The sequence below is a fragment of the Sphingobium sp. D43FB genome (assembly GCF_002312805.1).
Lineage (GTDB): Bacteria > Pseudomonadota > Alphaproteobacteria > Sphingomonadales > Sphingomonadaceae > Sphingobium.
The window spans coordinates 58,952-85,604 of record NZ_NMUA01000005.1 but is presented as its reverse complement, the minus strand read 5'-3'; the positions used below and the strand labels follow the sequence as shown (position 1 = coordinate 85,604).

At 65.5% G+C, this 26,653-nt stretch carries 22 protein-coding genes and 1 tRNA gene; 14 read left to right on the top strand and 9 right to left on the bottom strand.

What is annotated here, in order from left to right; all coding sequences use genetic code 11:
* Positions 1–234: 234 nt before the first annotated feature.
* Complete coding sequence (locus tag SxD43FB_RS06255) at positions 235–2,244, bottom strand: GGDEF domain-containing phosphodiesterase (protein ID WP_096061443.1); 2,010 nt, start codon at positions 2,242–2,244, stop codon at positions 235–237.
* A gap of 119 nt (positions 2,245–2,363) precedes the next feature.
* Between SxD43FB_RS06255 and moaA the strand changes: the two genes are divergently transcribed.
* From moaA to SxD43FB_RS06240, 3 genes are all read left to right on the top strand, one after another.
* Complete coding sequence (gene moaA / locus SxD43FB_RS06250; protein WP_096061442.1) at positions 2,364–3,377, top strand: GTP 3',8-cyclase MoaA; 1,014 nt, start codon at positions 2,364–2,366, stop codon at positions 3,375–3,377.
* Positions 3,374–4,150: an NAD kinase gene (locus tag SxD43FB_RS06245; protein WP_069064998.1), complete on the top strand. Its 777-nt coding sequence runs from the start codon at positions 3,374–3,376 to the stop codon at positions 4,148–4,150. Before moaA ends, SxD43FB_RS06245 begins: the two co-directional genes overlap by 4 nt.
* A gap of 90 nt (positions 4,151–4,240) precedes the next feature.
* Positions 4,241–4,315: transfer RNA gene (locus tag SxD43FB_RS06240), tRNA-Asn, on the top strand.
* Positions 4,316–4,336: 21 nt separating this feature from the next.
* Here the strand turns inward: SxD43FB_RS06240 and SxD43FB_RS06235 are convergent.
* Complete coding sequence (locus SxD43FB_RS06235; RefSeq protein ID WP_096061441.1) at positions 4,337–5,260, bottom strand: LysR family transcriptional regulator; 924 nt, start codon at positions 5,258–5,260, stop codon at positions 4,337–4,339.
* A gap of 117 nt (positions 5,261–5,377) precedes the next feature.
* Here SxD43FB_RS06235 and SxD43FB_RS06230 point away from each other — a divergent pair, with 117 nt between their 5' ends.
* Genes SxD43FB_RS06230 through SxD43FB_RS06200 form a run of 7 tightly spaced genes read left to right on the top strand, consistent with a single transcriptional unit; the run spans position 5,378 to position 13,207 of the window.
* The gene (locus tag SxD43FB_RS06230; RefSeq protein ID WP_096061440.1) at positions 5,378–7,693 is read left to right on the top strand and encodes a TonB-dependent receptor; all 2,316 of its coding nucleotides are present in this window, start codon (positions 5,378–5,380) and stop codon (positions 7,691–7,693) included.
* Entirely contained in the window at positions 7,693–8,664 is a 972-nt protein-coding gene (locus SxD43FB_RS06225; RefSeq protein WP_096061439.1) for an MBL fold metallo-hydrolase, read from the top strand. The genes SxD43FB_RS06230 and SxD43FB_RS06225 overlap by 1 nt, the downstream gene beginning before the upstream one ends.
* A 10-nt stretch (positions 8,665–8,674) precedes the next feature.
* Positions 8,675–9,790 (top strand): FAD-dependent oxidoreductase, encoded by a 1,116-nt coding sequence (locus SxD43FB_RS06220; RefSeq protein ID WP_096061438.1) that lies wholly within the window; start codon positions 8,675–8,677, stop codon positions 9,788–9,790.
* 22 nt (positions 9,791–9,812) lie between these two features.
* A complete protein-coding gene (locus SxD43FB_RS06215) occupies positions 9,813–10,988 on the top strand; it encodes an MFS transporter (protein WP_096061437.1) in 1,176 nt (391 codons plus the stop codon).
* Positions 10,985–11,554 carry a cupin domain-containing protein gene (locus SxD43FB_RS06210; RefSeq protein WP_096061436.1) on the top strand — a complete coding sequence of 190 codons (570 nt, stop codon included), beginning with the start codon at positions 10,985–10,987 and terminating at the stop codon, positions 11,552–11,554. Before SxD43FB_RS06215 ends, SxD43FB_RS06210 begins: the two co-directional genes overlap by 4 nt.
* A complete protein-coding gene (locus SxD43FB_RS06205; RefSeq protein ID WP_096061435.1) occupies positions 11,554–12,447 on the top strand; it encodes an NAD-dependent epimerase/dehydratase family protein in 894 nt (297 codons plus the stop codon). Before SxD43FB_RS06210 ends, SxD43FB_RS06205 begins: the two co-directional genes overlap by 1 nt.
* Complete coding sequence (locus SxD43FB_RS06200) at positions 12,434–13,207, top strand: SDR family oxidoreductase (protein WP_096061434.1); 774 nt, start codon at positions 12,434–12,436, stop codon at positions 13,205–13,207. The genes SxD43FB_RS06205 and SxD43FB_RS06200 overlap by 14 nt, the downstream gene beginning before the upstream one ends.
* Positions 13,208–13,228: 21 nt before the next feature.
* Here SxD43FB_RS06200 and SxD43FB_RS06195 read toward each other — a convergent pair whose 3' ends face one another.
* From SxD43FB_RS06195 to SxD43FB_RS06185, 3 genes are all read right to left on the bottom strand, one after another.
* Complete coding sequence (locus tag SxD43FB_RS06195) at positions 13,229–14,485, bottom strand: Xaa-Pro peptidase family protein (RefSeq protein WP_096061433.1); 1,257 nt, start codon at positions 14,483–14,485, stop codon at positions 13,229–13,231.
* Positions 14,472–15,098 carry a glutathione S-transferase gene (locus SxD43FB_RS06190; protein WP_096061432.1) on the bottom strand — a complete coding sequence of 209 codons (627 nt, stop codon included), beginning with the start codon at positions 15,096–15,098 and terminating at the stop codon, positions 14,472–14,474. Before SxD43FB_RS06190 ends, SxD43FB_RS06195 begins: the two co-directional genes overlap by 14 nt.
* Before the next feature lie 166 nt (positions 15,099–15,264).
* Complete coding sequence (locus SxD43FB_RS06185; RefSeq protein ID WP_176482684.1) at positions 15,265–17,379, bottom strand: malate synthase G; 2,115 nt, start codon at positions 17,377–17,379, stop codon at positions 15,265–15,267.
* Between the two features lie 196 nt (positions 17,380–17,575).
* Between SxD43FB_RS06185 and SxD43FB_RS06180 the strand changes: the two genes are divergently transcribed.
* The 3 genes from SxD43FB_RS06180 (at position 17,576) to SxD43FB_RS06170 (ending at position 21,631) form a co-directional block, all read left to right on the top strand.
* On the top strand, positions 17,576–18,499 hold the full coding sequence (locus tag SxD43FB_RS06180; protein ID WP_096061430.1) for a LysR family transcriptional regulator: 924 nt from the start codon (positions 17,576–17,578) through the stop codon (positions 18,497–18,499).
* Between the two features lie 10 nt (positions 18,500–18,509).
* Positions 18,510–20,777: an NADP-dependent malic enzyme gene (locus tag SxD43FB_RS06175; protein WP_037477539.1), complete on the top strand. Its 2,268-nt coding sequence runs from the start codon at positions 18,510–18,512 to the stop codon at positions 20,775–20,777.
* 164 nt (positions 20,778–20,941) lie between these two features.
* Positions 20,942–21,631 (top strand): L,D-transpeptidase family protein, encoded by a 690-nt coding sequence (locus SxD43FB_RS06170; RefSeq protein ID WP_096061429.1) that lies wholly within the window; start codon positions 20,942–20,944, stop codon positions 21,629–21,631.
* A 159-nt stretch (positions 21,632–21,790) separates the two neighbouring features.
* On the opposite strand, the gene thiE is transcribed toward SxD43FB_RS06170, so the two are convergent.
* Together thiE and SxD43FB_RS06160 are read right to left on the bottom strand one after the other, a co-directional pair.
* A complete protein-coding gene (gene thiE, locus SxD43FB_RS06165; protein WP_096061428.1) occupies positions 21,791–22,498 on the bottom strand; it encodes a thiamine phosphate synthase in 708 nt (235 codons plus the stop codon).
* A gap of 77 nt (positions 22,499–22,575) precedes the next feature.
* Positions 22,576–23,481, bottom strand: coding sequence for a fructose bisphosphate aldolase (locus tag SxD43FB_RS06160; protein ID WP_096061427.1), 906 nt, complete (start codon positions 23,479–23,481; stop codon positions 22,576–22,578).
* Between the two features lie 303 nt (positions 23,482–23,784).
* Between SxD43FB_RS06160 and SxD43FB_RS06155 the strand changes: the two genes are divergently transcribed.
* Positions 23,785–24,228: a TlpA disulfide reductase family protein gene (locus tag SxD43FB_RS06155; RefSeq protein ID WP_255245617.1), complete on the top strand. Its 444-nt coding sequence runs from the start codon at positions 23,785–23,787 to the stop codon at positions 24,226–24,228.
* A gap of 43 nt (positions 24,229–24,271) precedes the next feature.
* Here SxD43FB_RS06155 and SxD43FB_RS06150 read toward each other — a convergent pair whose 3' ends face one another.
* Entirely contained in the window at positions 24,272–25,474 is a 1,203-nt protein-coding gene (locus tag SxD43FB_RS06150) for a phosphoglycerate kinase (RefSeq protein ID WP_096061541.1), read from the bottom strand.
* 137 nt (positions 25,475–25,611) lie between these two features.
* Positions 25,612–26,622 (bottom strand): type I glyceraldehyde-3-phosphate dehydrogenase, encoded by a 1,011-nt coding sequence (gene gap, locus SxD43FB_RS06145; RefSeq protein ID WP_096061425.1) that lies wholly within the window; start codon positions 26,620–26,622, stop codon positions 25,612–25,614.
* Between the last annotated feature and the right edge of the window lie 31 nt (positions 26,623–26,653).

The following is a 26,653-nucleotide window of genomic DNA, read 5'->3' as shown; positions in this document are numbered from 1 at the left end:
CTCAGCACGAACGGATTGGGGATTATAGCCGGGCTCTAAGCAACCGGCCACCAACGGCAAAAAGGGCGCGGGACCAACCCCCGCGCCCTTTTTCACGTCCTATCAAAACGCAAGGCGGATGCCCTATACACGCCGTTCCCCGACGAAGGTTGGGGTCCAGTCCCACGCTCTGAACTGGACCCCGACCTTCGTCGGGGAACACCACCTCCAGTTGGCGATCATCGCCCGCTGGTGTCAGCTCAAAAACAAACTCACCAGATCGGCCGACGAAATCCCCGCCGACCGCAAAAAGCCCTGATAATAATCGCACCCCTCGCGCGCCAGCAGGTCTAGCTGCTGCTCGGTCTCCACCCCTTCGGCGATGACCTTCAGCCCCAGCGACTTGGCCATATGGATGACCCCGCGCACGATGATCCGGTCGCGCGCGGTGCCTGCAATATCCTGCGCCAGCCCGCTGTCGATCTTGAGATAATCGAGCGGCAGGTTCTTGAGATAAGCAAGGCTCGAATAGCCCGTCCCGAAGTCGTCGATCGCCACCGCCAGCCCCTCGGCCCGCAACGCCCGCAACAGCGCCGACGCCGCGCCGATATCCTCGATCAGCCCGCTCTCGGTAATCTCGACCGTCAGCCGCGATCGCGGAAAACCGCTGCCATCCACCATGCGCAGCAATTCGCTCATGAAACTCGGTTGAGCAATATCCGCCGCCGTCACATTGATCGACAGCCGCAGCGCCGACAGCGCCCGTGGCCAGGCCGCCGCCTGCCGCAGCGCCTCCGCCTGGATATGCGCCGACAGCGGCAGCATATAGTCGGATCGCTCGGCGGTCGCGAACAGGATGCCCGCACCCAGCGGCCCATAATGGGGGTGGTTCCACCGCGCCAACGCCTCCACGCCGCTGATCTGCGCCGAATGGACCGGATATTGCGGCTGGAACACGATGCCGATTTCGCCTCGGTCCAGCGCCAGCCGCAGGTCGGTCTCCAGTCGGTCGGCATCGACCTGACGGCTCTGCTTGTCGGCCGACAATATGCGAATACCCTCGCCGCCCGCCTGCCGCGCATCGGCCAGCGCCGTCCCCGCCCGGCGCAGCATCAGCGTCGCATCATCGTCGCTGCGCGCCTGGGCGATGCCGCACCGCGCGATCAGGCGAATGAGATGATCGCCCGCGCTGAACGGCCGCCCGATCGCCCCGATCAACTGCCGCGCCAGGAAGGTCGCCCGATCGCCACCCGCCGCTTCGCCGGTCAGCCCGACCAGAAATTCCGTCCCCGCAATCCGCGCCACCATCGCGCCGGGCGCGACATCGTCGACCAACCGCTCGATCCGCCGCGCGATCCGCCCCAGCAACGCATCGCCCACCACCTGGCCATAGGCGGCATTCATCCGCTCGAACTGGCTGATCGACAGCAGCAGCACGGTCGTCGGCAAACCCTGCCGCTGCTCCAGCCAGGCCAGCGCCGCCTGCCGCGATCGCACCCCGGTCAGATAATCGCGCGACGCACTCTCGCGCTCATGCCCCTCCGACAGCCATTCGACATCGGCCGCGACCAGCCCCTCCTCGACCCGCAGATGATGGACCAGCCGATCGCCCGGCCGACCCGGCAGCCCATGCGCCAGCGCATCGGGCGTCCCGCTGCGCAACATCGCCCGCACCGCCGCCAGCACCGCCCGCCGCTCCCCGCGCGGCAGTCGCCGCACCAGAGAAGCAGGCGTCACCAACGCGTCCCCCAGCCCCAGATGCGCCATCAGCCCGGCGCTCAGCCGCAGCCGCCCGTCGCGCTCCAATTGCCAGTAAAGCGCATCGCCCCGGCGGATACGCTGCGCCCGCTGGCTATGCTTGGCACCGCCGCCCAGCCGTTCGACCAGCCGATGCGCCGATGCCAGCACCGCGCGCAATCCCGCATCGCCAAAGGGGGCCAGCAGGAAATGCGTCGCCCCTGCCTCCATCAGCGCGGGCACCCGCGCCTCGTCGCTCCCGTCGATCAACACGATCAACGCGCCGCCGCCCGCCTCCATCGCCGGGACCAAAGGGGCCATCAACCGCGCGGCATCGCCCCCCTGGCGCATATCGACCAGTGCCACCTGCGCCTCGCTGCGCAAAAAGCGCTGCGGCGCATCGCCCGGCCGCCGCGCGCCGATCGCGCGCCAACCCGCCAGCCGCGCCGCATGGCACAGCCCGTCGCGGTCGCCCGGTGACAGGATGAACAGGCTGCGCTGGCCGTCTGCGGCACTTTCTCCGCTCACTATATTCGTCCCCCGGCGCCGCGCATCGAAACGGCTTAACAGCAATGCGTTACCGACCTCTTGCCCCCGCTGCAACCGGGGCGCTTGCGCCGCTCCTGCCCATCGCCTACCTATCCCCCATGCTTCCGGCCCCTCCCCCGCGCACGCCGCTGACCGACGGCCTTGGTCGCCGGATTAGCTATCTGCGCATTTCGGTGACGGATCGCTGCGATCTGCGCTGCCGCTATTGCATGGCGGAAAAGATGCAGTTCCTCCCCAAGAATCAGGTGCTGACCCTCGAAGAAATCGCGCTGCTCGCCGACCTGTTCATCGCGCGCGGCATCACCCGCATCCGCCTGACCGGGGGCGAACCACTGGTCCGCCGCGACATTGGCGAACTGGTGCGGCGGATCGGGCGGCATCTGGGCAATGGGTTGGACGAACTCACCCTCACCACCAACGGCACCCGCCTCGCCGATCATGCCGCGACGCTGGTCGATGCCGGCGTCCGCCGCATCAATGTCAGCCTCGACAGCCGCGACCCCGCGCGCTTTGCCCATGTGACGCGCGGCGGCGACATCGCCACCGTCCTGCACGGCATCACGACGGCCCGCGACGCAGGCCTCGCGATCAAGATCAACATGGTCGCGCTCAAGGGCGTCAACGAGGATGAAATCTTGCCCATGCTGCACTGGTGCGATGCGGAGGGGCTGGACCTCACCCTCATCGAAACCATGCCGCTGGGTGACACTGGCGAAGACCGCACCGACCATTATCTCCCGCTGACGCAGGTCGCCGCTATGATCGACGCCGCGCACCCGCTGACGCCCGTGTCCGACCGCACCGGCGGCCCGGCCCGCTATCATCGCGTCGATGGCCTGCGTGCCCGGCTTGGCCTCATCACCCCGCTCACCCAGAATTTCTGCGCCGACTGCAACCGCATCCGCATGACTTGCGAAGGCAAGATCTTCATGTGCCTGGGGCATGAGGATCATGTGGATTTCAAGGCCGCGCTGCGCGACGGTGGCCTCGACGCGGTCGAACCGCTGATCGACCGCGCGCTCCGCCTGAAGCCCGCCCGCCACGATTTCCGCATCGGCGCAGGCGAAACCGGCCCCGCCACCCGTCGCCACATGAGCGTCACCGGCGGATGATCGACGAACCCCGGCGCGCCCTCGTCGCGTCCCCTACCCAGGCCGCCAGAGCCGCCGAGGAGCGGCTCCGCGCCGCCTATGACTTCGTGCCCATCGAGCAGGCCGACATGGTCATCGCGCTAGGCGGCGACGGCTATATGCTGCAAACCCTCCACGCCATGCTGGAGGCGCGGCGGATCGTCCCCGTCTTCGGCATGAACCTGGGGACCGTCGGCTTCCTGATGAACGAATGGCGGCTCGAACGGCTCGACCAGCGGCTGGAAAAGGCCAAGAGCTTCAAGGTCCACCCGCTACGCATGGTCGTCGACACGGTCGACGGCGAACAATTTTCCATCCCCGCCATCAACGAAGTCTCGCTGCTGCGCGAAACCCGCCAGACCGCCAAGCTGGAGGTGCAGGTCAATGGCCGCGCCGTCCTGCCCGAACTGGTGTGCGACGGCGTGCTGGTCGCCACCCCGGCCGGGTCCACCGCCTACAACCTCTCCGCCCATGGCCCCATCCTGCCGCTGGGGTCGGGCCTCGTCGCGCTGACCCCGATCAGCCCCTTCCGCCCTCGCCGCTGGCGCGGCGCGATCCTGCCCGAAAACACCGTCATCCGCTTCACCGTACTTGACCCGGTCAAGCGCCCGGTCAGCGCCGTCGCCGACCAGCGCGAAGTGCGCGACGTCGCCCAGGTCGAGGTCCGCATCGACCGCGCAACCCCGCTCACCCTGCTGTTCGACCCCGAACATACGCTCGACGACCGCATCGCCGCCGAGCAATTCATCGCCTGATCGCAAGCCAAAAAAATCATCAGATTAACGCTTGCCATTCCGCAAAACCCGCTGCTATAGGCGCGCTCTGCCCGGTGAGAGCCGGGCTGCTCCCTGATAGCTCAGCGGTAGAGCATTCGACTGTTAATCGAATGGCCGTAGGTTCGAATCCTACTCAGGGAGCCAACATCCTTCTCTTACGAAGGATCAGCCAGCGTCAGCCACCCGGCCATTTTCACCCCCCGACGTCGCAATCAATCGCGCCCGCAACCAGGACAGACCCCGGTCCGCCGCCCGCGCGCTGTGAAACTGCATCATCTCGCGCATCGACGGCAACGGGAATGGCGGCTCGCACACGATCAGCGATAATTGCGGGGCCAATTCGCGCGCCAACCGCTCATGCATCAACGCCAGCCGCGTCGTGCCGGGCAGCATCCAGGGCACTTGGGTAAAGGCGGCGCAGATGATCTCGATCCGCCGCTGCCGCCCCTGATCGCGCAGCACATCGTCGATAAACGTCCCGTCCCGCGACACGCTCACCACAATATGCCCGCTATTGTAAAAGGTGTCGGCATCCAGCGGCTGGTGCAGCACCGGGTTGTTGGCGCACCCCACCACCACATGCCGCTCTTCGAACACCAGTTCGCGCGGATGTATGGGACTGAGATATTTTTCCGGCGAGATGATCAGGTCGATGTCGCCATCGTCCAGCCGTTCCAAAATGTCCGATCGCGGCAGCGTGATCTCGATCTGCACCCCCGGCGCTTCGGCCTGCAAAGACCGCAGCGCCGGGCCGAGCAGCACCGTCGTGATATAGTCCGACGCAACGATCCGAAACCGCCGCCGCGACTGCGCCGGATCGAAATGCATTCCGCTCGCCAAGATACCGCGCAGATTCAGCACCGCCGCCGCGACATGGGGCGCGAGCGACAGCGCGCCCGGCGTCGGCACCATCCGCTTGCCATGCTGCACCAATATATCGTCGGAAAAAGCCTCACGCAGCCGCTTCAACGCCGCGCTCATCGCCGATTGCGTCAGGTTCAGCCGCTCGGCCGCCCGCGTCACGCCCCGCTCCTGAATCAGCACGTCGAAGGCGATCAGCAAGTTCAGATCAAATTGGTCGAGCCGCATCCATCAATCCTATTTGTGGAACTGCATTGAAACAAATCGTTATGATAATTTTACCGAACTTGCCACAGGTCAATGCGAAGGCGCTGCCCGATACGACGCGCCGCATGGGAGGATATCATGAAAACATTGCTTCTGGCTGGAACCGCCGCCATCCTGACGTTCGGCATCGCACAGAGCGCCTCGGCCCAACAGGCCGATGTCGCCGTGCAGGACAGCGCCGAACCCGCTAATGACGGCCTCGCCGACATCGTCGTCACTGCCCAGCGCCGCACGGAATCGTTGCAGCGCGCCGCGCTCGCCGTATCGGCCGTGACCGGTGACGATCTCGCCAAGTCGGGCATCACCGAAACCGCCAATCTCGGCAAGCTGGTTCCCTCGCTGGTCGTCCAGCCGACCGGCGGCACCACCAGCTTCTTCCTGCGCGGCGTCGGCACCAGTTCGCAGAACAGCTTTTCCGAAAACGCCATCGCCTTCAATTTCAACGGCGTCTATGTCGGCCGCCCGACGGCCCCTGCCGGCGTGTTCTATGATCTGGAGCGGGTCGAAGTGGTCAAGGGGCCGCAGGGCACGCTTTATGGCCGCAACGCAACCGGCGGCGCCATCAATGTGCTGCCGAAGAAGCCTGAACTCGGCAAATTCGGAGCCGAAGGCCTGTTCGAATATGGCAATTACGACAGCAAGAAGGGCTTTCTGGCGCTCAACGTGCCGATCGGCGACACCGTCGCCCTGCGCGTCGCTGGCCAGATCGTCGATCGCGACGGCTATATCTCGGACGGCTATGATGACGACAAGGGCGAAGCGGTCCGCGCTTCGCTGCTGATCGAACCGTCCGATATGTGGTCGATGACACTGGTCGCCGACTATTATCGCCAGCATGGCAAGGGGGCCGGTGCCGTCCTGCTGCCCAGCGCCGCCTTCGCCGTGCCGGACCTCAATGACCGCGTCAGCGTATCGGACCCGCGCGCCCAGGCCGCCATTGCAGGCTATGCCGCCACCATCTTCGCGCCGCCCTTCTGCGGTGGCTTTGGCGGCTTCGTGCGCAGCGGCTGCGTGGCGCAAGCAGGCTCCGACGGTTTCCTCGACAATAAATTCTACGGCCTCAGCGCCACGATCGTCGGCGACATGGGCTTCGGCACGCTGACCGTCATTCCCGCCTACCGTAAGTCGGACGTGAAGTTCCGCACCTATCTGCCGGGTTTTGCTGGCGATTTCACCGATCTCGCCGAACAAGCCTCGCTCGAAGTCCGCTTGTCGTCGAAGGAAGATCAGCGGCTGCGCTATGTCTTGGGTGCCTTCTACTTCGGCGAAAACCAGGAAACCGAAAATTTCTTCCGCCAGGGCAATATCTCGACCACCCGCTTCACGCCTCGGCTCGACACCGAAAGCGTCGCCGCCTTCGGTCAGCTGACCTTCGACGTGACCGACGCCTTGCGCCTGGTCGCTGGCGGTCGCTACACTCGCGAAGACAAGCGGCAGTTGACCTCGACGGCTGCGGGCGGCCTGCCCGGCCCGATCAACCCGCCGCTCAGCGCACCCTTCACCGGCGACCTGAATTTCGAGAAATTCACTTGGAAGGCCGGCGTGGAGTTTGACGCAGGCCCGGCCTCGCTCGTCTACGCCAATGTCGCGACCGGCTTCAAATCGGGCGGTTTCTTCGTCGCCCAGCCGCCAAACAACACCTTCGCACCTGAAACGCTGACCGCCTATACGGTCGGGGCCAAGAACCGCTTTTTCGACAATAAGCTGCAGTTGAACTTCGAAGCCTTCTACTGGGACTATAAGGATCAGCAGATCACCTTCGTCGGCGGCGTTCCCACCGGCAACGGCCTGTTTGCGCAGGGTTCGACCACCGTCAATGCGGGCAAGTCGAAGATTTACGGTGCTGAATTCGAAGCCCGCTTCGCCCCCAGCCGCAACGACCTGTTCAACCTGAACGTCCAGTTCCTCAAGGGCAAATATGACGAGCTGGTCACCGCCAACTTCTCGCCCACCGGCGCGCCGGTGACGACGGGTTGCACCACGCTGGGCAGCCGCCTCGCCAATCCCGGCGTCAACGGTGCGCGCTTCTACGACATCGATTGTTCGGGCAAGCCCACCGCCAATGCGCCAAAATGGGCGATCAATGTCGGCTATGAGCGGACCTTCCCCCTGTCGGACGAACTGTCGCTGGTTGCGGGCGCGCGCGCCAACATCGAATCCAGCCGCTACATGAACACCAACTATCGCGAGGAAGAAAAGCAGGACGGCTTCGTGATGGCGGATGCCTTCCTGACGCTCGACAGCCGCGGTGGCTGGAACATCACCGGCTTCATCAACAACATCACTGACAAGGAAGTGCTGGCCCGTGCCGGCACCCGGCCGATCCTCGACTTCCCGGTCGGCACCCTGCGTCCGCCGCGCACCTATGGCGTCCGCCTTGGGTTCGACTTCTGATGCGCGCGCGTCTCTCCCGGCTGGCCCTTGCGGCACTGATGGCGACCTCTCCCGCCTTCGCGCAGCCTGGGCCTGCCGGGGGAGACGCCTTCGTGACGCTCGGCACGATGGGCGGCCCGGTCCCCAGCCGGGACCGGTCGCAGCCCGCCAATGCGCTGACGCATGACGGACGCGTCTATCTGGTCGATGCGGGCGACGGCACGGTGCAGCAACTGGCGCGGGCAGGCATCCTCCTGCCTGCGGTCAAGGCCGTGTTCCTCAGCCACCTCCATGTCGATCACACCGGCGGCCTGTCGGCGATACTCGGCCTGCGCAACCAGACCAATATCACCGAACCCCTCACCGTCTACGGCCCGCCCGGCACGCGCGAACTGGTCGCGGGCATGGTCGCCTCGATGCAGCCCGCCGCCCGCGTCGGCTACGGCATTCCCGGCAAGCCCTGGACGCCCCCTGCCCAGACCGTGGACGTGATCGAACTCACCGATGGCGAGAGTATCAAGGTCGACGCCATGACCGTCACCGCCGCGCAAAACAGCCATTATGACTTCGCCCCCGGCAGCATCGAGGATCGCAACTACAAGTCGCTCTCGCTGCGCTTCGACCTGCCCGGCCGGTCGATCGTCTATACCGGCGACACCGGCCCCAGCGCGGCGGTCGAAAAACTAGCCAAGGGCGCGGACCTCCTTGTCAGCGAGATGATCGACATGGACGGCACGCTGGCCAATGTCGCGCGCAATTCGCCGAACATGCCAGCCCCCGCCAAGCAGCAACTCGAACAGCATCTCTCCACCCATCATCTGACCCCCGATGCGGTTGGACGGCTCGCCGCTGGCGCAGGCGTCAAGTCGCTGGTGGTCACCCATTTCGCCGCAGGCACGCCCGATCCCGCGCGTACCCGCAGCTATGTCACCCAGATCCGCACGCATTTTCGCGGGCCGATCGCCATCGCCAATGATCTCGACCGCTTCTGAAAGGCACTTCATGCAAGCCTGTAATATCCTCGTCATCGGTGGCGGCATCGGTGGCCTGACCGCCGCCATTGCCCTGCGCGCGCGCGGCTTTGCTGTCACGGTGATCGAACGCGATCCCGACTGGTCGGTCTATGGCGTTGGCATTATCCAGCAATCGAACGTCATCCGCGCCATGTCGCAACTTGGCCTCATCGACGAATATGTCTCCGCAGGCGTCGGCTTCGACGCGGTCGAAATCTACACCCCCACTGGCGTCCGCGTCGCGCGCGTCCCCACCCCCCGGCTGGTCGATGGCTATCCCGCCAATATGGGCATCGGCCGCCCCGCTCTGCACAAGATGCTGGGCGACCGCACGATCGCCAGCGGCGCGCATGTGCTGCTCGGCGTCACCGCGACCGAATGGAACGACGATGGCGAAGGGGTCGACGTCCGCTTCTCGAACGGCTCATCCGAACGCTATGACCTGGTGATCGGCGCCGACGGCGTCTATTCGCAGACCCGCGCCATGCTCTTCCCCGACGCCCCGCGCCCCGAATTTACCGGTCAGGCAGTCTGGCGCTACAATCTGCCACGCCCGGCCGATCTCGACGCGCTGCACGTCTATAACGGTCCCACCGGCGTCGGGCTGGTGCCGATCTCCAACGACCTCATGTATATCTATGTGACCACCCCTGAACCCGGCAACCCGCGCTACCCGCGCGAGGGGCAGGCGGCACTGATGCGCTCGAAGATGAGCGGCTGCGCGCCCTTCATTCAGCAACTGGCCGAACAGATCGTCGATGATGCAGGCGTCGTCTATCGCCCGCTCGAAGCGATGATGATCGACGGTCCCTGGCACAAGGGCCGGATCGCGCTGCTGGGCGATGCCGTCCACGCCACCACGCCGCATCTCGGCCAAGGCGCGGGCATGGCGATCGAGGACAGCCTGGTGCTGGCCGAAGAACTCGCCACCCATGACGATCTCGAAGCGGCCTTGAGCGCCTATCATGACCGTCGCCTCGACCGCTGCGCCTATATCGTCCGTTCCAGCATCGCCATCTGCATGGGCCAGATTGGCAAAGGCCCGCCGGTCGACAATGCCAAGGCGACCCAGGAAATGTTCGACGTCGTCGCGCAGCCGATCTGACCTCGAAGCAGGAGCAAGGGCGATGCGACACGCGACAACCCGCCATGGGGTGATCCTCATGCTGGCGGCGGTGATGCCGACCATGGCGATCATCGCGCTGGTCCCCGTCCTGCCCTTGCTGCTGCGCGAATTTGCCGACGTGCCGGGCGCGGCCGTGCTGGTGCCGATGGCGCTGACTGTGCCCGCCCTGTGCGTGGCATTATTCTCGCCGCTCGCGGGTTGGCTGTCCGACCGACTGGGGCGCAAGCGCCTGCTGATCGGCGCGCTGCTGGGCTATGCGGGCTTTGGCCTGCTCCCGCTCCTGCTCGACAGCCTCTATGCCATCTTCGCCGTGCGCGTTGCGCTGGGATTGGCCGAAGCGGTGATCATGACCGTCGCCACTGCCATGGTCGGCGATTATTTCGAAGGCGAACGGCGCGAACGCTGGGTGTCGATCCAGATCGCAACCGCCAGCGTCAGCGCCATCGCGCTGATCGCCATGGGTGGCGCGTTGGGCGAACTCTTCGGCTCGCGTGGGCCATTCTGGATGTATCTGCTGGCGCTGCCAGTGGCGGCTGCCGCTGCCCTCATCCTGTTCGAACCGCATAAGGTCGCCAAGGCACGGTCTGGACTGCCCGACCCATCGGTGCTGCGGAGTATCGGTGGCCTTGTCGCCATAACCTTCGGCATCGGCCTGCTCTTCTACACGATCGTCGTGCAACTCGGCCCGGTGATCGAGGCGACCGGCGTGACGTCGCCCGCGCTGATCGGCGTGGCCGGGGCCGCCGCCAATGTCGGTGTCATGCTCGGCTCGCTGCTGTTCGGTCGGGTCAAGGCGCGGCCAGCCCCGCATCTGCTCGCCTGGGGCCTGCCGCTCGTTGCGCTGGGTTATGTCGGCGTCGCCCTCTCCACGGATTTCGCCCTGACGGTCGCATCCGCCGTCGTCATCTGCATCGGCAACGGGCTGATGCTGCCGACCATGCTGGCCTGGGTATTGCGCCGACTGCCGCCCGCCACGCGAGGGCGCGGCACGGGCGTCTGGACCGGCGCCTTCTTCCTGGCGCAATTCGTTGCGCCGATCGTGGCGACAGCCTTGTCCAGCCTGCTCGGCGGGATGGCAGGCACCTTCCTCTTCTTCAGCGCAGCCGCAGCGATCGGTGCAGGCGTCGCCCTGCTGCGCTACGGACAAGCACAGCCAAACCTTCAAGGAGTAAGATGATGACAAACCCCGTCCGCCGCGTCGTGACCGGCCATAATGCCCAAGGCCTTGCCATCATCCAGGAAGATGGCGCTGCGCCGCGCGTCCAGCAGGTCGGCGGCCCGGCCGGTCCGATGTTTCACGAAATCTGGAATACGCAGTCGACCCCTGCGCCGATCGACGCCGCATCGGGCGAACCGGCCGAAGACGGCATCAAGCTCGCCCCGCCCAAGGGCGGCACCCGCATCCGCGTGCTCGACATCCCGCCCGAAGGCGACACGATCCGCACCATGTCGCCCGAAGAGGCCCGCGCCCATTTCGCCGAAGTGGGTGCCAGCGACGCCTCCGCCCATAGCGGCGAAACCACCCGCCACGCGCTGATGCACCGCACCGAAACCATCGATTATGGCATCGTGCTGGAGGGCGAACTGGTCTTGATCATGGACGAAGGCGAAACCACCGTCCGCGCCGGCGACATCGTCATTCAGCGCGGCACCAACCATGGCTGGTCCAACCGCTCGGACAGCAATTGCCGCATCGCCTTCATCCTGATCGACGGCACGTTCGAGCCTGAACTGCAGCGGTAATGCGGATCGCCATCACCGGGGCGGCCGGGTTTGTCGGCCAAGCGGTCGTCCGCCAACTGCGCCAGAGCCGCCCTGATGTGGATCTGCTGCTGACGGATCGGGCCTTCACCGGCCCGTCCGCCTATCCCACGCTCGTCGGTGACCTGACCGACCCGGCGATCGTCCGCGCGCTATGCGGCCCGGAAACCGACATCCTGCTGCACCTCGCCGCCCTTCCCGGCGGCGCAGCGGAACGCGATCCGCAAGCATCGCGGGCGATCAATCTGGACGTGCCGCTGGCCCTTGTCGAAGCGATGGCGGGCCGCCGCCTGATCCTCGCCGGATCGATCGCGGTGTTCGGTGGCACATTGCCGACACAGGTTGACGACAGCACCCCGCCAGCCCCGGCCAGCGTCTATGGCGCACACAAATATATGGTCGAAATTGCCTTTGCCGACGCCGTCCGGCGCGGCGCGATCCAGGGCATGGCCCTGCGCCTGCCCGGCATCGTCGCCCGCCCGGCGGCGGCGGGCGGCTTTGGCTCGGCCTTCCTCAGCGACATCTTCCACGCGGCAAAGGCTGGCACCTCCTATGCCATCCCCGTAGCACCAGACGCCACCAGTTGGCTCCTGTCCGCCCGCGCCTGCGCGGCTAATCTGGTCACCGCCGTACTGGACGATGCGACCGCGCAAGAGGCCGTCACCCTCCCCGCCCTTCACGTCAGGATCGGCGATCTGGTCGATACGCTCGGCCGCTTCGGGGATGTGCAGCGATTGACCTTCGAAGAGGACGCCGTCACCCGCCGCACCTTCGGCAGCTACCCACAACTAACGACCCGCCGCGCCGATGATCTCGGCTTTCGCCACGACGGCAGCTTGACCCAATTGGTGGAGACCGTGCTTGCAGACCTCTGATCCGCTTGGCGCCTTCCGACTGGAGGGCAAGACAGCGCTCATCACCGGCCCGACGCGCGGCATCGGCCTCGCCATCGCCCACCTGTTCGCGGGCGCAGGGGCCAGGCTGGTGCTGGCCGATATCGACGCCCCGGCCTGCGACGCGCTCGCGGCGACTCTGGGCGGCCTGTCCCTGCCCACCGATGTCAGCGACGCCGCCGCCCTCACCCGCCTGGCGGACCAGGCCGAAGCCCAGACCGGTGGCATCGATATCTTGGTTTGCAATGCAGGCATCGCCGGAACGCCAGCGCCGATGCATGCCATGACGGAGTCCGACCGCGACACGCTCTATGCGGTCAACCTCCTCCACCCGCTCCGCCTCACCAGCCTCATCGCGCCGCATATGGCCGCGCGCCGACGCGGCAGCATCGTCCTGCTGTCCAGCATTGCGGGCCTGCGTGGCAACGCCATGCTCGGCCATTATGGCATGACCAAAGCGGCGCTGGCGCAGCTCGCGCGTAATCTGGCGGTCGAATGGGGACCATCGGGCGTCCGCGCCAACGCCATCGCACCGGGCCTTATCGAAACCGAATGGGCGGGCGCGATCCTCTCCAGCCCCGACCGCGCCGAACGCCGCCTCGGCCTCACCCCGCTCCGCCGCGCTGGCTCCCCCGACGAAATCGCCGCGACTGCGCTCTATCTGGCCAGTGACGCAGGCGGTTTCACCACCGGCCAGACGATCGTGGTCGATGGCGGCACGCTGATTTCCGACGGCAGCTAAGGACCAACGCCTGCGGATATGTCAGCCGATCGGCGCTTCGATCGACACTGGCGGCTTGGAAAACCACGCCGGACCCTGCGCCGTCATGTGGAAACAATCCTCCATCCGCACGCCCATGGTGCCGGGCAGATACAGGCCCGGTTCGTTGGAGAAGCACATGCCGACGTCCAGCTTGGTGGTTTCGCCATGGACCAGGTTGACCGGCTCATGCCCCTCCATGCCGATGCCATGGCCCGTGCGGTGGGACAGGCCGGGGAGCGCATAGCCGGGGCCATAGCCACGGCTCTCATAATGCGCCCGCACGGCGTCATCGACCGCCCCTGCGGGCGTGCCGAGTTTGGCGGCGGCGAAGGCGATCGCCTGCCCCTGCGCCACGTCGTTCCAGACGCTGCGCTGTTGCGTGCTGGGCGCAGCGCCATAAACGAAGGTCCGGCTGATGTCGGACTGATAGTCCGCCACGGTACAGCCGCAATCCATCAGCACGACCTCGCCAGCCCGCACCGCCTGCGGCTTGCCGGAGCCATGCGGATAGGCGGCTGCTTCGCCGAGCAACACGAGATTGAACTCGGTCCTGCCGCCCAACGCGGTGGTCGCGGCAGTCATTAGCGCGCCAATATCCGCCGGGGTCATGCCTGCCTTCACCTGGGGGTAGGTCCAGCGATAGGCGGCCATGGTGACGTCGGCGGCGGTCTGCATCAGCGCGATTTCAGTGGGCGTCTTGCGCATCCGCAGCGCGCGGGTGACTGGGTCGGTGGTCAGCCGCGCCTGCGGCAGCGCCGCCTTGAGGCCATCGACCGCGAAATAGCGCACCGTTTCCTCGATGCCGATCCGCCCCTTCGCCAACCCCTTTTCCGTAAGGAAGGCAGCGACCAGCGCATGCGGACTTTCATGCTCCTGCCACACCCGTACCTCCGCCGGGATGCCAAGCGATTCGTCGATTGAGGGCTTTTCGAAAAAGGGGCAGAGGATGAGCGGCGCGCCCGACGCCGGGATGACCAGCGCGGTCAGCCGTTCGCTGCGCCACCAGCGCACGCCACTATAGTAAATGAGGCTCGCCCCCGGTTCGATCAGCAGCGCGTCGATGCCCTGAGCCTGCATCATCGCCTGCGCACGGGATAGGCGGTCAGCGCGTTCGGCCCGGCCGATCGGCGTGATGCCTTGGGTCAGGGACGTCAGCGCTTCGGCCGCCCGCTCCTGGGCGAACAGGCGCGGGGTGACGGCGGCGGCGATGCCAGCGGCGGCATAGCCGAGCAGGCTGCGCCGGTCAGGCGTAAGCATAGGGGCCACCGGCCTGCAACGCGGCCTGATAGGCGGGACGGGCGTGCATCTCGCTCAGCCAGCGCAGGATATGGGGGCGGCTGTCGTTGAGGCCACCGCGCGAGCAGGCGGCTTCCAGCGGAAAACTCATCATCATGTCCGCGGCGGTGAAGCTGTTGCCCGCGAAATAGGGGCGGCTCCCTAATTCGCTTTCGATCCAGTCGAGATGATCGTCGAGCATGCCCTGCACCGTCGGCCGCGCCGGGCGACCGAGCAGGCCGAGCTTGCCGATGATGAGCAGCGCCAGCAATGGTGGCATCAGCGATCCTTCGGCATAATGGAGGAACTGGCGATAGCGGATCGCCCCCGCCACATCGGCGGGCGGGCCGAAGCCATTGGCGGCGCGCGCGACCAGATAGTCCATGATCGCGCCTGTCTCGATCAGGCGGTGGCCATCCACTTCCACCACCGGCGACCGGCCGAGCGGATGAATGGCGCGCAGCGACGCGGGCGCGCGCATGGTCTTGCGATCGCGTTCGTAGCGGCGCACCTCATAAGCCTCGCCCAATTCCTCCAGCATCCACAGGATGCGTTGCGAGCGACTGTTATTGAGGTGGTGGACGATGATGGTCATGACGGCTCCGATGCTGCGTGGCGATCAGCGCTAACGCAGCATCGGGGCGTTGCCAAGTTCAAGCAAAGCCATGTCATTCCCGCGCAGGCGGGAATCCATCTCCGGCCCCATCCTCAGGCGCGAGGTTGGAAGATGGATCCCCGCCTTCGCGGGATGACGAACAATTTTATGCGACCTCCAACTCTTCCGCCGCCTTCTGCTTCGCGCGATAGGCGTGCAACAGCGGCTCGGTATAGCCATTGGGCTGGGCAACGCCCTCGAACACCAGCGCACGGGCGGCCTGGAACGCCAGGCTCTCCCCCTCGCGCCCACTCATGGGCTGGTACAACGGATCGCCCGCATTCTGCGCATCGACCTTGGCCGCCATGCACCGGAGCGCGGCATCGACCTGCTCGCCGGTGCAGACCCCATGCAGCAGCCAATTGGCCATATGCTGCGAAGAAATGCGCAGCGTCGCGCGGTCCTCCATCAGGCCGATGTCGTGAATGTCAGGCACCTTGGAACAGCCGACCCCCTGGTCGATCCAGCGGACGACATAGCCCAATATGCCCTGCGCATTATTGTCCAGCTCCTGCGCGATCTCCTCTTCCGACCAGTTGCGCCCGGCGGCGACCGGGATGGTCAGCAGCTTGTCGAGCGACGCGATGCCCTCCGCCGCGCGCTCCGCCTGCCGCGCGAACACGTCGAAGCGGTGATAATGGGTCGCGTGCAGCGTCGCGGCGGTGGGCGATGGCACCCAGGCGGTGTTGGCCCCGCTCTTGGGATGGCCGATCTTCTGTTCCAGCATGTCGGCCATGCGATCAGGCGCGGCCCACATGCCCTTGCCGATCTGCGCGCGACCCGACAGGCCGCAGGCGAGGCCGATCTGGACGTTGCGATCCTCATAGGCGGTGATCCAGTCGCTGCTCTTCATCTCGCCCTTACGGATCATCGGCCCGGCCTGCATCGACGTATGCATCTCGTCGCCGGTGCGGTCGAGGAAGCCGGTGTTGATGAAGACGATGCGGTCGCGCACGGCATGGATGCAGGCGGCGAGATTGGCCGAGGTGCGGCGCTCCTCATCCATGACGCCGACCTTGAGCGTGTGGCGCGCCATGCCGAGCATATCCTCGATCGCGTCGAACAGGCGATTGGTGAAGGCCGCTTCGTCGGCTCCATGCATCTTGGGCTTGACGATATAGACGCTGCCCGCGCGGCTGTTGCCACCTTCGCGGGCCAGATCATGCAACGCGATCAGGCTGGTGACGATCCCGTCGAGTATGCCTTCGGGAGCTTGCGCGCCGTCGGGCAGCAAGATGGCCGGCGTGGTCATCAGATGGCCGACATTGCGGACGAACAACAGGCTGCGGCCAGGCAATGTGAAGCCACTGCCATCGGGCGCCGTATAAGCCCGGTCGGGGTTGAGCGCGCGGGTCATCATCGCGCCGCCCTTTTCGAACGTTTCGGTCAGGTCGCCCTTCATCAGGCCCAGCCAGTTGGCATAGGCCGCAACCTTGTCCGCCGCATCGACCGCCGCGACCGAATCCTCCAGGTCGCAAATGGCGGTCAGCGCGGATTCGAGGATGACGTCGGATATGCCAGCCGGGTCGGTCGCGCCGATGGGATGCGACTTGTCGAAAACGACCTCGATATGCAGGCCATTGTGCCGGAACAGGCGGCCCTTCTCGCTGCGCCCCAGATATTGGCTTGGATCGGCAAGAACGATCTCGTCGCTCGAAAGCTCGGCCCAGCTACCGTTAGCGAGCGGGATGGCGTCATCCAGAAACGCCTTGGCCCAGGCAATGACCTGCGCGCCGCGCGCCGCGTCATAGCCCTTGCCTGCCGCCGTGCCGGGAATGGCGTCGGTGCCGTACAGCGAATCGTACAGACTTCCCCAGCGCGCATTGGCGGCATTGAGCAGGAAGCGGGCGTTGAGGATGGGGACGACCAATTGCGGTCCGGCGAGGCGCGCGACCTCGTCATCGACATTCTCGCTGCCGATGGTGAAGGGCGCGGGTTCGGGAACCAGATAGCCGATCTCGCGCAGGAAGGCTTGATAGGCCTGCGCATCATGCGGCTGGCCTGCCCGCTGCTCATGCCAGTCATCGATCTGCGCCTGCATCGCGTCGCGGGTTTCCAACAGGGCGATATTGTCCGGGGTGAAGCGTGCGAAGATGTCCGCAGTCCCTGCCCAGAAGGCGGCCGGTTCGATCCCGGTGCCGGGCAGTGCCTGATTGTCGATGAAGTCGGCCAGCGATGCCGCGACCTTCAGCCCGGATTTGTCGATCATGCGGTCGGTCATCATTCCACTCCTAAATCCTTTCGTCATCCCCGCGCAGGCGGGGACCCATCTCCCAACATAGCGACGGGGGACAGCGCCGGAGATGGGTTCCCGCCTGCGCGGGAATGACGATGATGTTGAACACTGGAATACCCCATTCCCATTATGTCGTATATTCACTATTATGCAAACATAGTCATTCCCATGGTGAACGAATATGATGGACCCAGACCATGAACTCTTCGTCGCGATCGTCGATGAAGGCGGCCTCGCTGCTGCCGGTCGCCGCCTGCATATCTCGCCCGCCATGATGTCCAAGCGGCTCGCGCGGCTAGAGGAGCGGCTGGGCACGCGCCTCGTTCACCGCACCACGCGGCGGCTCGCCCTGACCCCGGCGGGCGAGCGGCTCCATGCCGATCTGCGCGGGATTTTGGCCGCGCTGGACGAAGCCGAGCGGCGTGTGTCGGGTACGTCGGCGATCGTCGCGGGGCCGCTGCGCATCACCGCGCCCACCTCCTTTGGCCGGATGCATCTCGCCCCCTGGCTGCCGCGCTTCATGGACGCCCATCCCCGCGTCGATCTCGCCATCAACTTGTCGGACGATTTCGCCGACCTGATCGACACGCGCGCCGACCTTGCCATCCGCATCACTGCCGATCCAGGGCCGGGCCTCGCCGCGCGACGGCTAGCGACCAACCGCCGCATCCTGTGCGCCGCTCCCGCCTATCTCGACCGCTATGGCACACCCGCCACCCTCGCCGACCTCAAAAACCATCGCCTGCTCGCCGCCGATGGCCAGATGCCCTGGCGTCTCGTCGGCCCGAACGGCCCGGTGACGGTCGAGGGCCGCAGCCACGTCCGCACCAACAGCAGCGAAGTGGTCCGCGAACTGGCGCTGGCAGGCGGCGGCATCGCCCTGCGCTCGCTCTGGGATATCAGCGACGCGCTGGCGCGCGGCGATGTTCAGCAGATCGTGCCGGACCATGAAGGGTCGGCGGATGTCGGCCTGTTCGCGGTGCAACTGCCACAGCATAACCCGCCCGCCGCCATCACCGCCTTTGTCGATTTTCTTGTCGGACTATATGCCCCAACGCCCCCCTGGGCGCGTTCCACCATTGCCCTTGCGGAACGCAGCCCTTAAGGCCCATCGCATGGACGATAATACCCGCCGCGCCGCCCTCGACTATCACCGCTTTCCCCAGCCGGGGAAGCTGCGGATCGAGCCGACCAAACGCATGGTCAACCAGCGCGATCTCGCGCTGGCCTATTCGCCCGGCGTCGCCGCCCCCTGCATGGAGATCGCCGCCGATCCCGACAAGGCGCTCGATTACACCGCGCGCGGTAATCTGGTCGCGGTCATCTCCAACGGCACCGCCGTCCTTGGCCTGGGCGCGATCGGCGCACTGGCGTCCAAGCCGGTGATGGAGGGCAAGGCGGTCCTCTTCAAGAAATTCGCCGATATCGACGTGTTCGACATCGAACTCGACACCACTGACCCCGAAAAATTCATCGAAGCCGTCGCCCTGATGGAGCCGACCTTCGGCGGCATCAACCTTGAGGATATCAAGGCGCCCGAATGTTTCGCGATCGAGGCGCGGCTGAAGGAACGGATGAATATTCCGGTCTTTCATGACGATCAGCATGGCACCGCCATCGTCGTCGCCGCCGCCGTGCGCAACGCGCTGGTAATCCAGGGCAAGACGCTGGCCGATGCCAAGCTGGTGACGTCGGGCGCGGGCGCGGCGGCGCTCGCCTGCGTCGATCTGCTCGTGTCGATGGGCCTGCCGGTCGACAATGTCACCATGACCGACAAGGATGGCGTCATCCATTCGGGCCGCGAGGGCATGTTGCCCAATATGGCGCGCTATGCCCGCGTCACCAATGCGCGCACCCTGCCCGACGTGCTGCCGGGGGCCAATCTGTTCCTCGGCCTCTCCGCGCCCGGCGTCCTGAAGCCCGAATGGTTGCCGTTGATGGCCCCCAATCCGCTGATCTTCGCGCTCGCCAACCCCGAACCCGAAATCCGCCCGGAGGCCGCGCGCGAAGTCCGCCCGGACGCGATCATCGCCACCGGCCGCTCGGACTATCCTAATCAGGTCAACAACGTCCTGTGCTTCCCCTATATCTTCCGGGGCGCGCTCGATGTTGGCGCGACCCAGATCAACGAAGCGATGAAGGTCGCCGCCGCCGACGCGATCGCCAGCCTCGCCCGCATGCCCGCGCATGACAGCGTGGCGCAGGCCTATGGCGGGCGCAGGCTGGTCTTCGGTCCCGACTATATCATCCCCACCCCCTTCGATCCGCGGCTGATCGGCGAGATCGCGGTCGCCGTGGCGCGCGCGGCGATGGACAGCGGCGTCGCCCGCCGCCCGATCGACCTGGACGACTATCGCCGCCGCCTGACGCGGCAGAATACCCGCTCCGGCCAGCTGATGCTGCCAGTGTTCGAGGCCGCCCGTGGTGGCGCACGCCGCATCGTCTATGGCGAGGGCGAGGATGAGCGCGTGCTGCGCGCCATTCAGGACGCGCTGGATGAAGGCATTGTCCGCCCGACCATCGTCGCGCGCCGCCGCATCCTGAACAAGAAGCTGCCGGACCTCGGCCTGCGCTTCGAACTCGGCCGCGATGTCGAGGTGATCGATCCCGAAACCGATCATGAGATCATGGCGCAACTGGTCGAGGGCTATCGCGCCGTCGCCTCGCGCCGGGGCGTGCCCGCCGCCGAAGTGCTGCGCCATGTCTATCGCCGCCCCAGCGTCACCGCCGCTATGCTGCTGCGCTTGGGCCATGTCGACGCCGCGCTGATCGGCGGCAATTCGGAATATTGGGGCCAGGTCGAACATGCGCTGCGCATCATCGACCGGGTGCCGGGCCGCAACCGCGTCTATGCGCTGTCGGGCCTAATCCTCGACGCAGGCGCGCTGTTCATCACCGACACCCATATGGTGCCCAATCCGACGCCCGAACAGGTTGCGGAAATGACGCTGCTGGCGGCGACCGAGCTGGAACATTTCGGCCTGGTCCCGCGCGTCGCCCTGCTGTCCCACTCCAATTTCGGGGCTTCGCACAGCGACAGCGCCCGCAAGATGCGCGCCGCGCTCAAACTGGTGCGGCAGGCCGCGCCCGATCTGGCGGTCGATGGCGAAATGCATGCCGATGCGGCGCTCAGCCAGGCGCTGCGCGAAAAGCTGATCCCCGATTCGCGCTTTGAAGGCCCGGCCAATCTGCTGGTCATGCCCAATCTGGATGCCGCGAACATCACGCTCACCGCGCTGTCCGCCTCGTCCAGTTCGCCGACCGTCGGGCCGATGCTGATGGGCCTCACCAAGCCCATTCATGTCCTGACCCCCGGCGTCACCTCGCGCGGCATCCTCAACCTCACCGCCATCGCAGCGGCGGAAGTCGCGCGCGAAGGCTGAGCTTAACCTTTTGCCGCTATGACGGACGATGGAGTTCCTCCCCTGCAAGGGGAGGTGGCAGGCGAAGCCTGACGGAGGGGTGTCCCCCCATCGTGACGGCGACACCCCTCCACCACTTCGTGGTCCCCCTCCACTTACAGGGGAGGAATTTGTTTGAGGATGATATGGCAGCTCTGCTCAAAGCATTGGCGAAAAGCGCTGGCCCGAAGCTGGCGATCGGCGCAGGGCTGGCGGGCATTGGCCTGCTTGTGTCCGGCTGGATCGACCGCCCCGCCGCCGAAGAACCCGCCGTGCCTGCCCCAGTAGCGAAAGCGCCATCCCCCACGCCAGCCCCCGCAAAACCCGCCGAACGCCGCAGCGATCAGCCTATGACGATCGATCCGCGCGCGCTGACGGTCAAGCGCGTCCTCAAGATTGACGGCCCGTTCCGCCATGGCGACTATGCCTGGGACGAAAGCGGTGCGCCGACGACCGGCCCCGTCATCATCACCGTGGACCTGCGCGCGCAAACGCTATCTGTGTTCCGCGCAGGCTATGAAATCGGCGCGGCGGTCATCCTCTATGGCGCGACCGACAAGCCTAGCCCCTTGGGTGCCTTCCCGATAATGCAGAAGGACGCCGACCATTATTCCAACCTCTACGACAATGCACCGATGCCCTATATGCTGCGCCTGACCAGCGACGGCGTGGCGATCCATGGCAGCGACGTCCAATGGGGCAAGGCAACCCATGGCTGCATCGGCGTGCCGGTCGCCTTCGCGCAAAAATTGTTCGGCGTGACCAAGTTGGGCGACGTCGTCGTCATCACCAACGGCAAGCGACTCGATGTCAGCAAGGCGCAGGTCGGAGCGTAATACCAAGGTACATTGCCGAGAACCTATAGCTTATTGTTCCCCGGCGAAGGCCGGGGTCCAGTTCTGACCGTGGGACTGGACCCCGGCCTCCGCCGGGGAACACAGCGCATGAGTCAGCCTTATTGCGCGATGGCGTAAGCGCCTCCGCCCTGCCCCGCATCAGCGTGGCGGCGGGGGCTTGCTCGCCAGCACTTCGGCAAAGGCGGCGACGCCCGCCTTCGGGCCTTCGGGATGCTCCCAAACCGCGCTGCTGACCGCCAGGAAATCCGCGCCCGCCATCACCAGCGGCCCCGCATTATCCGCCGTCACGCCGCCGATCGCGACGCAGGGCAGTTCGAACAAGGTCGTCCACCAGCCCAGGATCGAGGGTTCAGCGCGATGCTGCGTTTCCTTGGTCGTGGTCGGAAAGAAGGCGCCGAAGGCGACATAGTCGGCCCCCGCCTCGCCCGCTTCCATCGCCAAGTGACGGCTGTCATGGCAGGTCACGCCGATCTGAACATTGGGGCCAAGCTGCTTGCGCGCATCGCGCGGGTCGCCATCCTCCTGCCCCAGATGCACGCCATCCGCGCCCAACCGCTTGGCGAGGCCAATGCTATCGTTGACGATGAACGCCACCTCATGCTCGGCGCAGATCGCCTGCAGCGGTGGCGCGAGCGCGGCGATGGCGTGATCATCCAGCCCCTTGAGCCGCAGTTGGAACGCAGCAACCTTGCCGCCTTCCAACGCTTGCGCCAGGCGCGGCGCAAAATCCGCGTCGATCGCGGGCGGCGAGATCAGGTAAAGTTGGCAAGCGGGGCGAAAGCCCGTCTGGAACTGATCGGCAAAATGCGGATCGAGCGCCAGTTCTTCATCGGTAAAATCGGTCATGGCCGATGCCCTAACCGATCCCGCCGATCCGGGAAAGGGGGGCCGGGCAGGCGGAAGTCCCGCCCGGCCGATCCGGTTCAGGCCGTAACCGGCGTCTTGGCGACCGATGCGCCGTGGATTTCGTCGATCGCTTCGCCGAGCGCCACGTTGAACTCGTCATCGCTCATCTGGTGGCGCAGGTCGTTGAGCAGCGCACGGCTGAAGCTGGCGATGATGCCGCGATTCTTGGCCAGTTCGACACAGGCTTCGGGACGGGCAAAGCCACCCGACAAAGCGACGACGCGCAGCACGCGGGGATGATCGACCAGCGGATCGAACAGACCGGCCTTGGTCGGCAGCGACAGCTTGAGCATCACCTGCTGGTCGTCCGGCAGCGCGTCGAGCGCCTTGACCAGTTCGTCGAGCAGGATCGCGTCGGCTTCGGCGCGTTCGGGCGACTTGATGTTCACTTCCGGCTCGATGATCGGCATCAGCCCGGCGGCCAAGACTTGCTGCCCGGTTTCGAACTGCTGCTTGACGACGGCGGCAATGCCTTCGCGGTTGGCGAGGTTGACGACCGAACGCTCCTTGGTGCCGAACACGCCCAGCGCCTTGGCGCGGTGCAGCAGCACATCGAGATCGGGGTTCGGCTTCATCAGCTGAACGCCATTGGCTTCGTCCTCCAGCCCCTTGTCGATCTTGATGAAGGGCACCACGCCCTTGTCGATCAGCGCCTGCGGGGTCGGCTTGCCATCGACGGTGCCGTCCATGGTGCGTTCGAACAGGATCGCGCCCAGCACCTTGTCGCCGGTAAACACAGGCGCGGTGATGATGCGGCTGCGCATCGCGTGGATCAGGCCGAACATTTCCTCGTCATTGGCCCAGGCGCCCTCTTCGATGCCATAGCCCTTGAGCGCCTTGGGCGTCGATCCACCGCTCTGGTCGAGCGCGGCGATGAAGCCCTCCCCGTCGGCGATCTTCTGCTTCATGGTCTGATCCAGCATCTGCACATACCTTCTCTTGAAAGCGCGCCTTCGATCTGGCCGCGCGTAAATAGACGATCAGCAGGCGCTCCATCGCCTGCCTGCCGGGTACAGCAATATCATTGAAATCCCCAGTCTTCGCGCTGTTAGCCAGTCCCATGCCGCACCGCAAGAAACAACGCACCGCAACTATGCCGCATTGCGTCCGACAGACACGCCGCTATTGTCGCACGCTTGGGGCAAATGGGGGCGACAATGACGGGATCGTGGCGACTGGCGGCGGCAATGGCCTTTGCGGCGGCATGCCTTTCGTCCGGGGCGACCATGGCGCGGGAGAAAGTGACGGTCGATGCCCCGGCGCCCGATTTCGAACTGACGCTGATCGGCGGAGAAAAGATCGCGCTGGCGGATCTTAAGGGGCAAGTCGTGCTGCTGAATTTCTGGGCGACATGGTGTGTGCCGTGCCGCACCGAATTGCCGACGCTCGACGCTTATTATTCATTGCAGAAAAAGAATGGCCTGCGCGTCTTTGCGGTCACGACGCAGGATTCAGCACCTCTTAGCCAGTTGAAAAAGCTGTTCGCCGCGATGCATATGCCATCGGCCAAGCGGATCAAAGGCCCCTATGGCCCGCTGACCGGGGTGCCGACCAACGTCATCATCGATCGGTCGGGCACTGTGCGCTATGCCAAGGCGGGCGCGCTCGATCTCGATGCACTCAACCGGCTGCTGGTGCCCTTGCTGCGCGAGCCCGTCCCCGCCAGCTAAGCGAGAAAGGAAGGCGCAGCAGTTGCGCCTTCCTCCCCTATGGTCAGGCCATCAACGCCTTGACGCCGGGCAAGTCCTTGCCTTCCATCCATTCCAGGAAGGCGCCGCCCGCGGTCGAAACGAACGTGAAGTCGGCCGCTGCGCCTGCATGGTTGAGCGCGGCGACGGTATCGCCGCCGCCTGCGACCGAGGTCAACTGGCCTTCCTTGGTCAGCGCCGCCGCCGTCCGCGCCAGCGCGACCGTGGCGGTGTCGAACGGCGCAATCTCGAACGCGCCGAGCGGGCCGTTCCACACCAAGGTCCGGCAATTTTTCAGCACATCGGCGAGCGCCTCGACAGCGGCCGGGCCGACGTCGAGGATCATTTCATCCTCAGCGACCTCATGCACATTGCACGTCCGCACCGATGGCGGGTTGGCGGTAAATTCCTTGGCCACCACCACGTCATAGGGCAGATGGATGGTGCAACCGGCCGCTTCCGCCTTGTCGAAAATCGCTTCGGCGGTGTCGGCCAGATCCTTCTCGCACAGCGACTTGCCGACATCGACCCCGCGCGCGTGCAGGAAGGTATTGGCCATACCGCCGCCGATGATCAGATGATCGACCTTGGTCACCAGATGGTTCAGCACATCCAGTTTGGTCGAGACCTTGGCCCCGCCCACGACCGCCGCGACCGGCTTGACCGGGGTGCCCAGCGCGACCTGCAACGCATCCAGTTCGCGCTCCATCGCGCGCCCGGCAAAGGCGGGCAGCTTGTGGGCAATGCCCTCGGTCGAAACATGGGCGCGGTGCGCGGCGGAGAAGGCGTCGTTGACATACATGTCGGCGATCGCCGCCATCGCCTCGGCCAGCGCCGGGTCGTTCTGTTCTTCACCCGCATGGAAGCGGGTATTTTCCAGGATCGCAATGTCGCCGGGACGCATTACCGCAATGCCGTCAACCGCCGCCTGACCGGCGCAATCAGGGATGAACTGGACTTCGCGGCCTAGCACCTGGCTCAGGGGCCGGGTGATCTTCGACAGCGAAAATTCGGGGTTCTTCTGGCCCTTGGGACGGCCGAAATGGGCGAGGATCAGCACCTTCGCGCCGCGATCGGCCAGTTCCAGCACGGTCGGCATCGCCGAGCGCAAGCGGGTATCGTCGCTGACCGACCCTTCGTGCATCGGCACGTTGAGGTCTTCGCGCACCAACACGGCCTTGCCGCTGATGTCGCCCATATCATCGAGTGTCTTGAACGGCTTGGTCATGTTGGCTTCCTGATGCATCCGTCATCCCAGCGAAAGCTGGGATCACTCTTCCTGTATCGCCGAAGAGAAGAAAAGCGGGAACCCGGCGTGCGCCGGGATGACGAAAAGGGGGCAAGTCACCCTGCCCCCTCAGTATCTTACAGGAACTTCGCCACCACGCCGCTGGTGTCGATCATGCGGTTGGAGAAGCCCCATTCATTATCGTACCAGCTGAGCACACGGACCAGCGTGCCGTCGATGACGGCGGTTTCCAGGCTGTCGACGGTCGAGCTGCGCGGATCGCCATTATAGTCGATCGAGACCAGAGGCTCGTCCGAATAGCCCAGCACGCCCTTGAGCGGTCCGGCTTCCGCAGCGGCCTTGAGCAGCGCGTTGACTTCCTCGACACTGGTCGCGCGCTTGGCGTCGAACTTCAAATCAACCACCGACACATTCGGGGTCGGCACGCGGACCGACGAGCCATCCAGCTTGCCCTTCAGCTCCGGCATAACCTCACCCACCGCACGGGCAGCGCCCGTGGTGGTCGGGATCATCGACAGGGCAGCGGCGCGGGCGCGGCGCATATCCTTGTGGATCTGGTCCAGCGTGTTCTGGTCATTGGTGTAGCTGTGGATCGTCGTCATGAAACCGCGCTCGATGCCGATTGCATCGTGCAGCACCTTGGCGAGCGGGGCCAGGCAGTTGGTGGTGCAGCTGGCGTTCGAAATCACGATATCGTCGGCAGTCAGCGCGTCATGGTTGACGCCGAACACGATCGTCTTGTCCACGCCGGTCGCGGGCGCCGAAATGATGACGCGCTTGGCACCAGCGGTCAGATGGGCGCTGGCCTTGCCCTTGTCGGCGAAGATGCCGGTGCATTCCAGCGCGATCTCAACGCCCTGCGCCGCGTGGGGCAGGTTGGCGGGATCGCGTTCGGCGGTGACGGCGATACGCTTGCCGTCGATGACCAGGAAATCGCCATCGACGCTGACGTCACCCTTCCAATTGCCATGGACCGAGTCGCGCTTGAACAGCAGGGCGTTCGCCTTGGCATCGCCCAGATCGTTGATGCTGACCAGTTCCAGGTCATGGTCGGTGCGCGAGAGGATGGCGCGCGCCACCAGGCGGCCGATACGTCCGAAACCGTTAATTGCTACCTTCGTTGCCACTGCACTAGCCTCCCTTAAGGTGTTGATTGTC

Excerpts from the sequence above, each read along its gene's own strand:
- SxD43FB_RS06175 (WP_037477539.1), top strand. The coding sequence starts at position 18,510 with ATGGACGATAATACCCGCCGCGCCGCCCTCGACTATCACCGCTTTCCC.
- SxD43FB_RS06245 (WP_069064998.1), top strand. The coding sequence starts at position 3,374 with ATGATCGACGAACCCCGGCGCGCCCTCGTCGCGTCCCCTACCCAGGCC.
- SxD43FB_RS06195 (WP_096061433.1), bottom strand. The coding sequence starts at position 14,485 with ATGCTTACGCCTGACCGGCGCAGCCTGCTCGGCTATGCCGCCGCTGGC.
- SxD43FB_RS06190 (WP_096061432.1), bottom strand. The coding sequence starts at position 15,098 with ATGACCATCATCGTCCACCACCTCAATAACAGTCGCTCGCAACGCATC.
- moaA (WP_096061442.1), top strand. The coding sequence starts at position 2,364 with ATGCTTCCGGCCCCTCCCCCGCGCACGCCGCTGACCGACGGCCTTGGT.
- SxD43FB_RS06150 (WP_096061541.1), bottom strand. The coding sequence starts at position 25,474 with ATGACCAAGCCGTTCAAGACACTCGATGATATGGGCGACATCAGCGGC.
- SxD43FB_RS06205 (WP_096061435.1), top strand. The coding sequence starts at position 11,554 with ATGCGGATCGCCATCACCGGGGCGGCCGGGTTTGTCGGCCAAGCGGTC.
- SxD43FB_RS06215 (WP_096061437.1), top strand. The coding sequence starts at position 9,813 with ATGCGACACGCGACAACCCGCCATGGGGTGATCCTCATGCTGGCGGCG.
- SxD43FB_RS06170 (WP_096061429.1), top strand. The coding sequence starts at position 20,942 with ATGGCAGCTCTGCTCAAAGCATTGGCGAAAAGCGCTGGCCCGAAGCTG.
- SxD43FB_RS06220 (WP_096061438.1), top strand. The coding sequence starts at position 8,675 with ATGCAAGCCTGTAATATCCTCGTCATCGGTGGCGGCATCGGTGGCCTG.
- SxD43FB_RS06185 (WP_176482684.1), bottom strand. The coding sequence starts at position 17,379 with ATGACCGACCGCATGATCGACAAATCCGGGCTGAAGGTCGCGGCATCG.
- SxD43FB_RS06235 (WP_096061441.1), bottom strand. The coding sequence starts at position 5,260 with ATGCGGCTCGACCAATTTGATCTGAACTTGCTGATCGCCTTCGACGTG.
- SxD43FB_RS06160 (WP_096061427.1), bottom strand. The coding sequence starts at position 23,481 with ATGCTGGATCAGACCATGAAGCAGAAGATCGCCGACGGGGAGGGCTTC.
- SxD43FB_RS06155 (WP_255245617.1), top strand. The coding sequence starts at position 23,785 with ATGGCGCGGGAGAAAGTGACGGTCGATGCCCCGGCGCCCGATTTCGAA.
- SxD43FB_RS06225 (WP_096061439.1), top strand. The coding sequence starts at position 7,693 with ATGCGCGCGCGTCTCTCCCGGCTGGCCCTTGCGGCACTGATGGCGACC.
- SxD43FB_RS06210 (WP_096061436.1), top strand. The coding sequence starts at position 10,985 with ATGATGACAAACCCCGTCCGCCGCGTCGTGACCGGCCATAATGCCCAA.
- SxD43FB_RS06230 (WP_096061440.1), top strand. The coding sequence starts at position 5,378 with ATGAAAACATTGCTTCTGGCTGGAACCGCCGCCATCCTGACGTTCGGC.
- SxD43FB_RS06180 (WP_096061430.1), top strand. The coding sequence starts at position 17,576 with ATGATGGACCCAGACCATGAACTCTTCGTCGCGATCGTCGATGAAGGC.
- thiE (WP_096061428.1), bottom strand. The coding sequence starts at position 22,498 with ATGACCGATTTTACCGATGAAGAACTGGCGCTCGATCCGCATTTTGCC.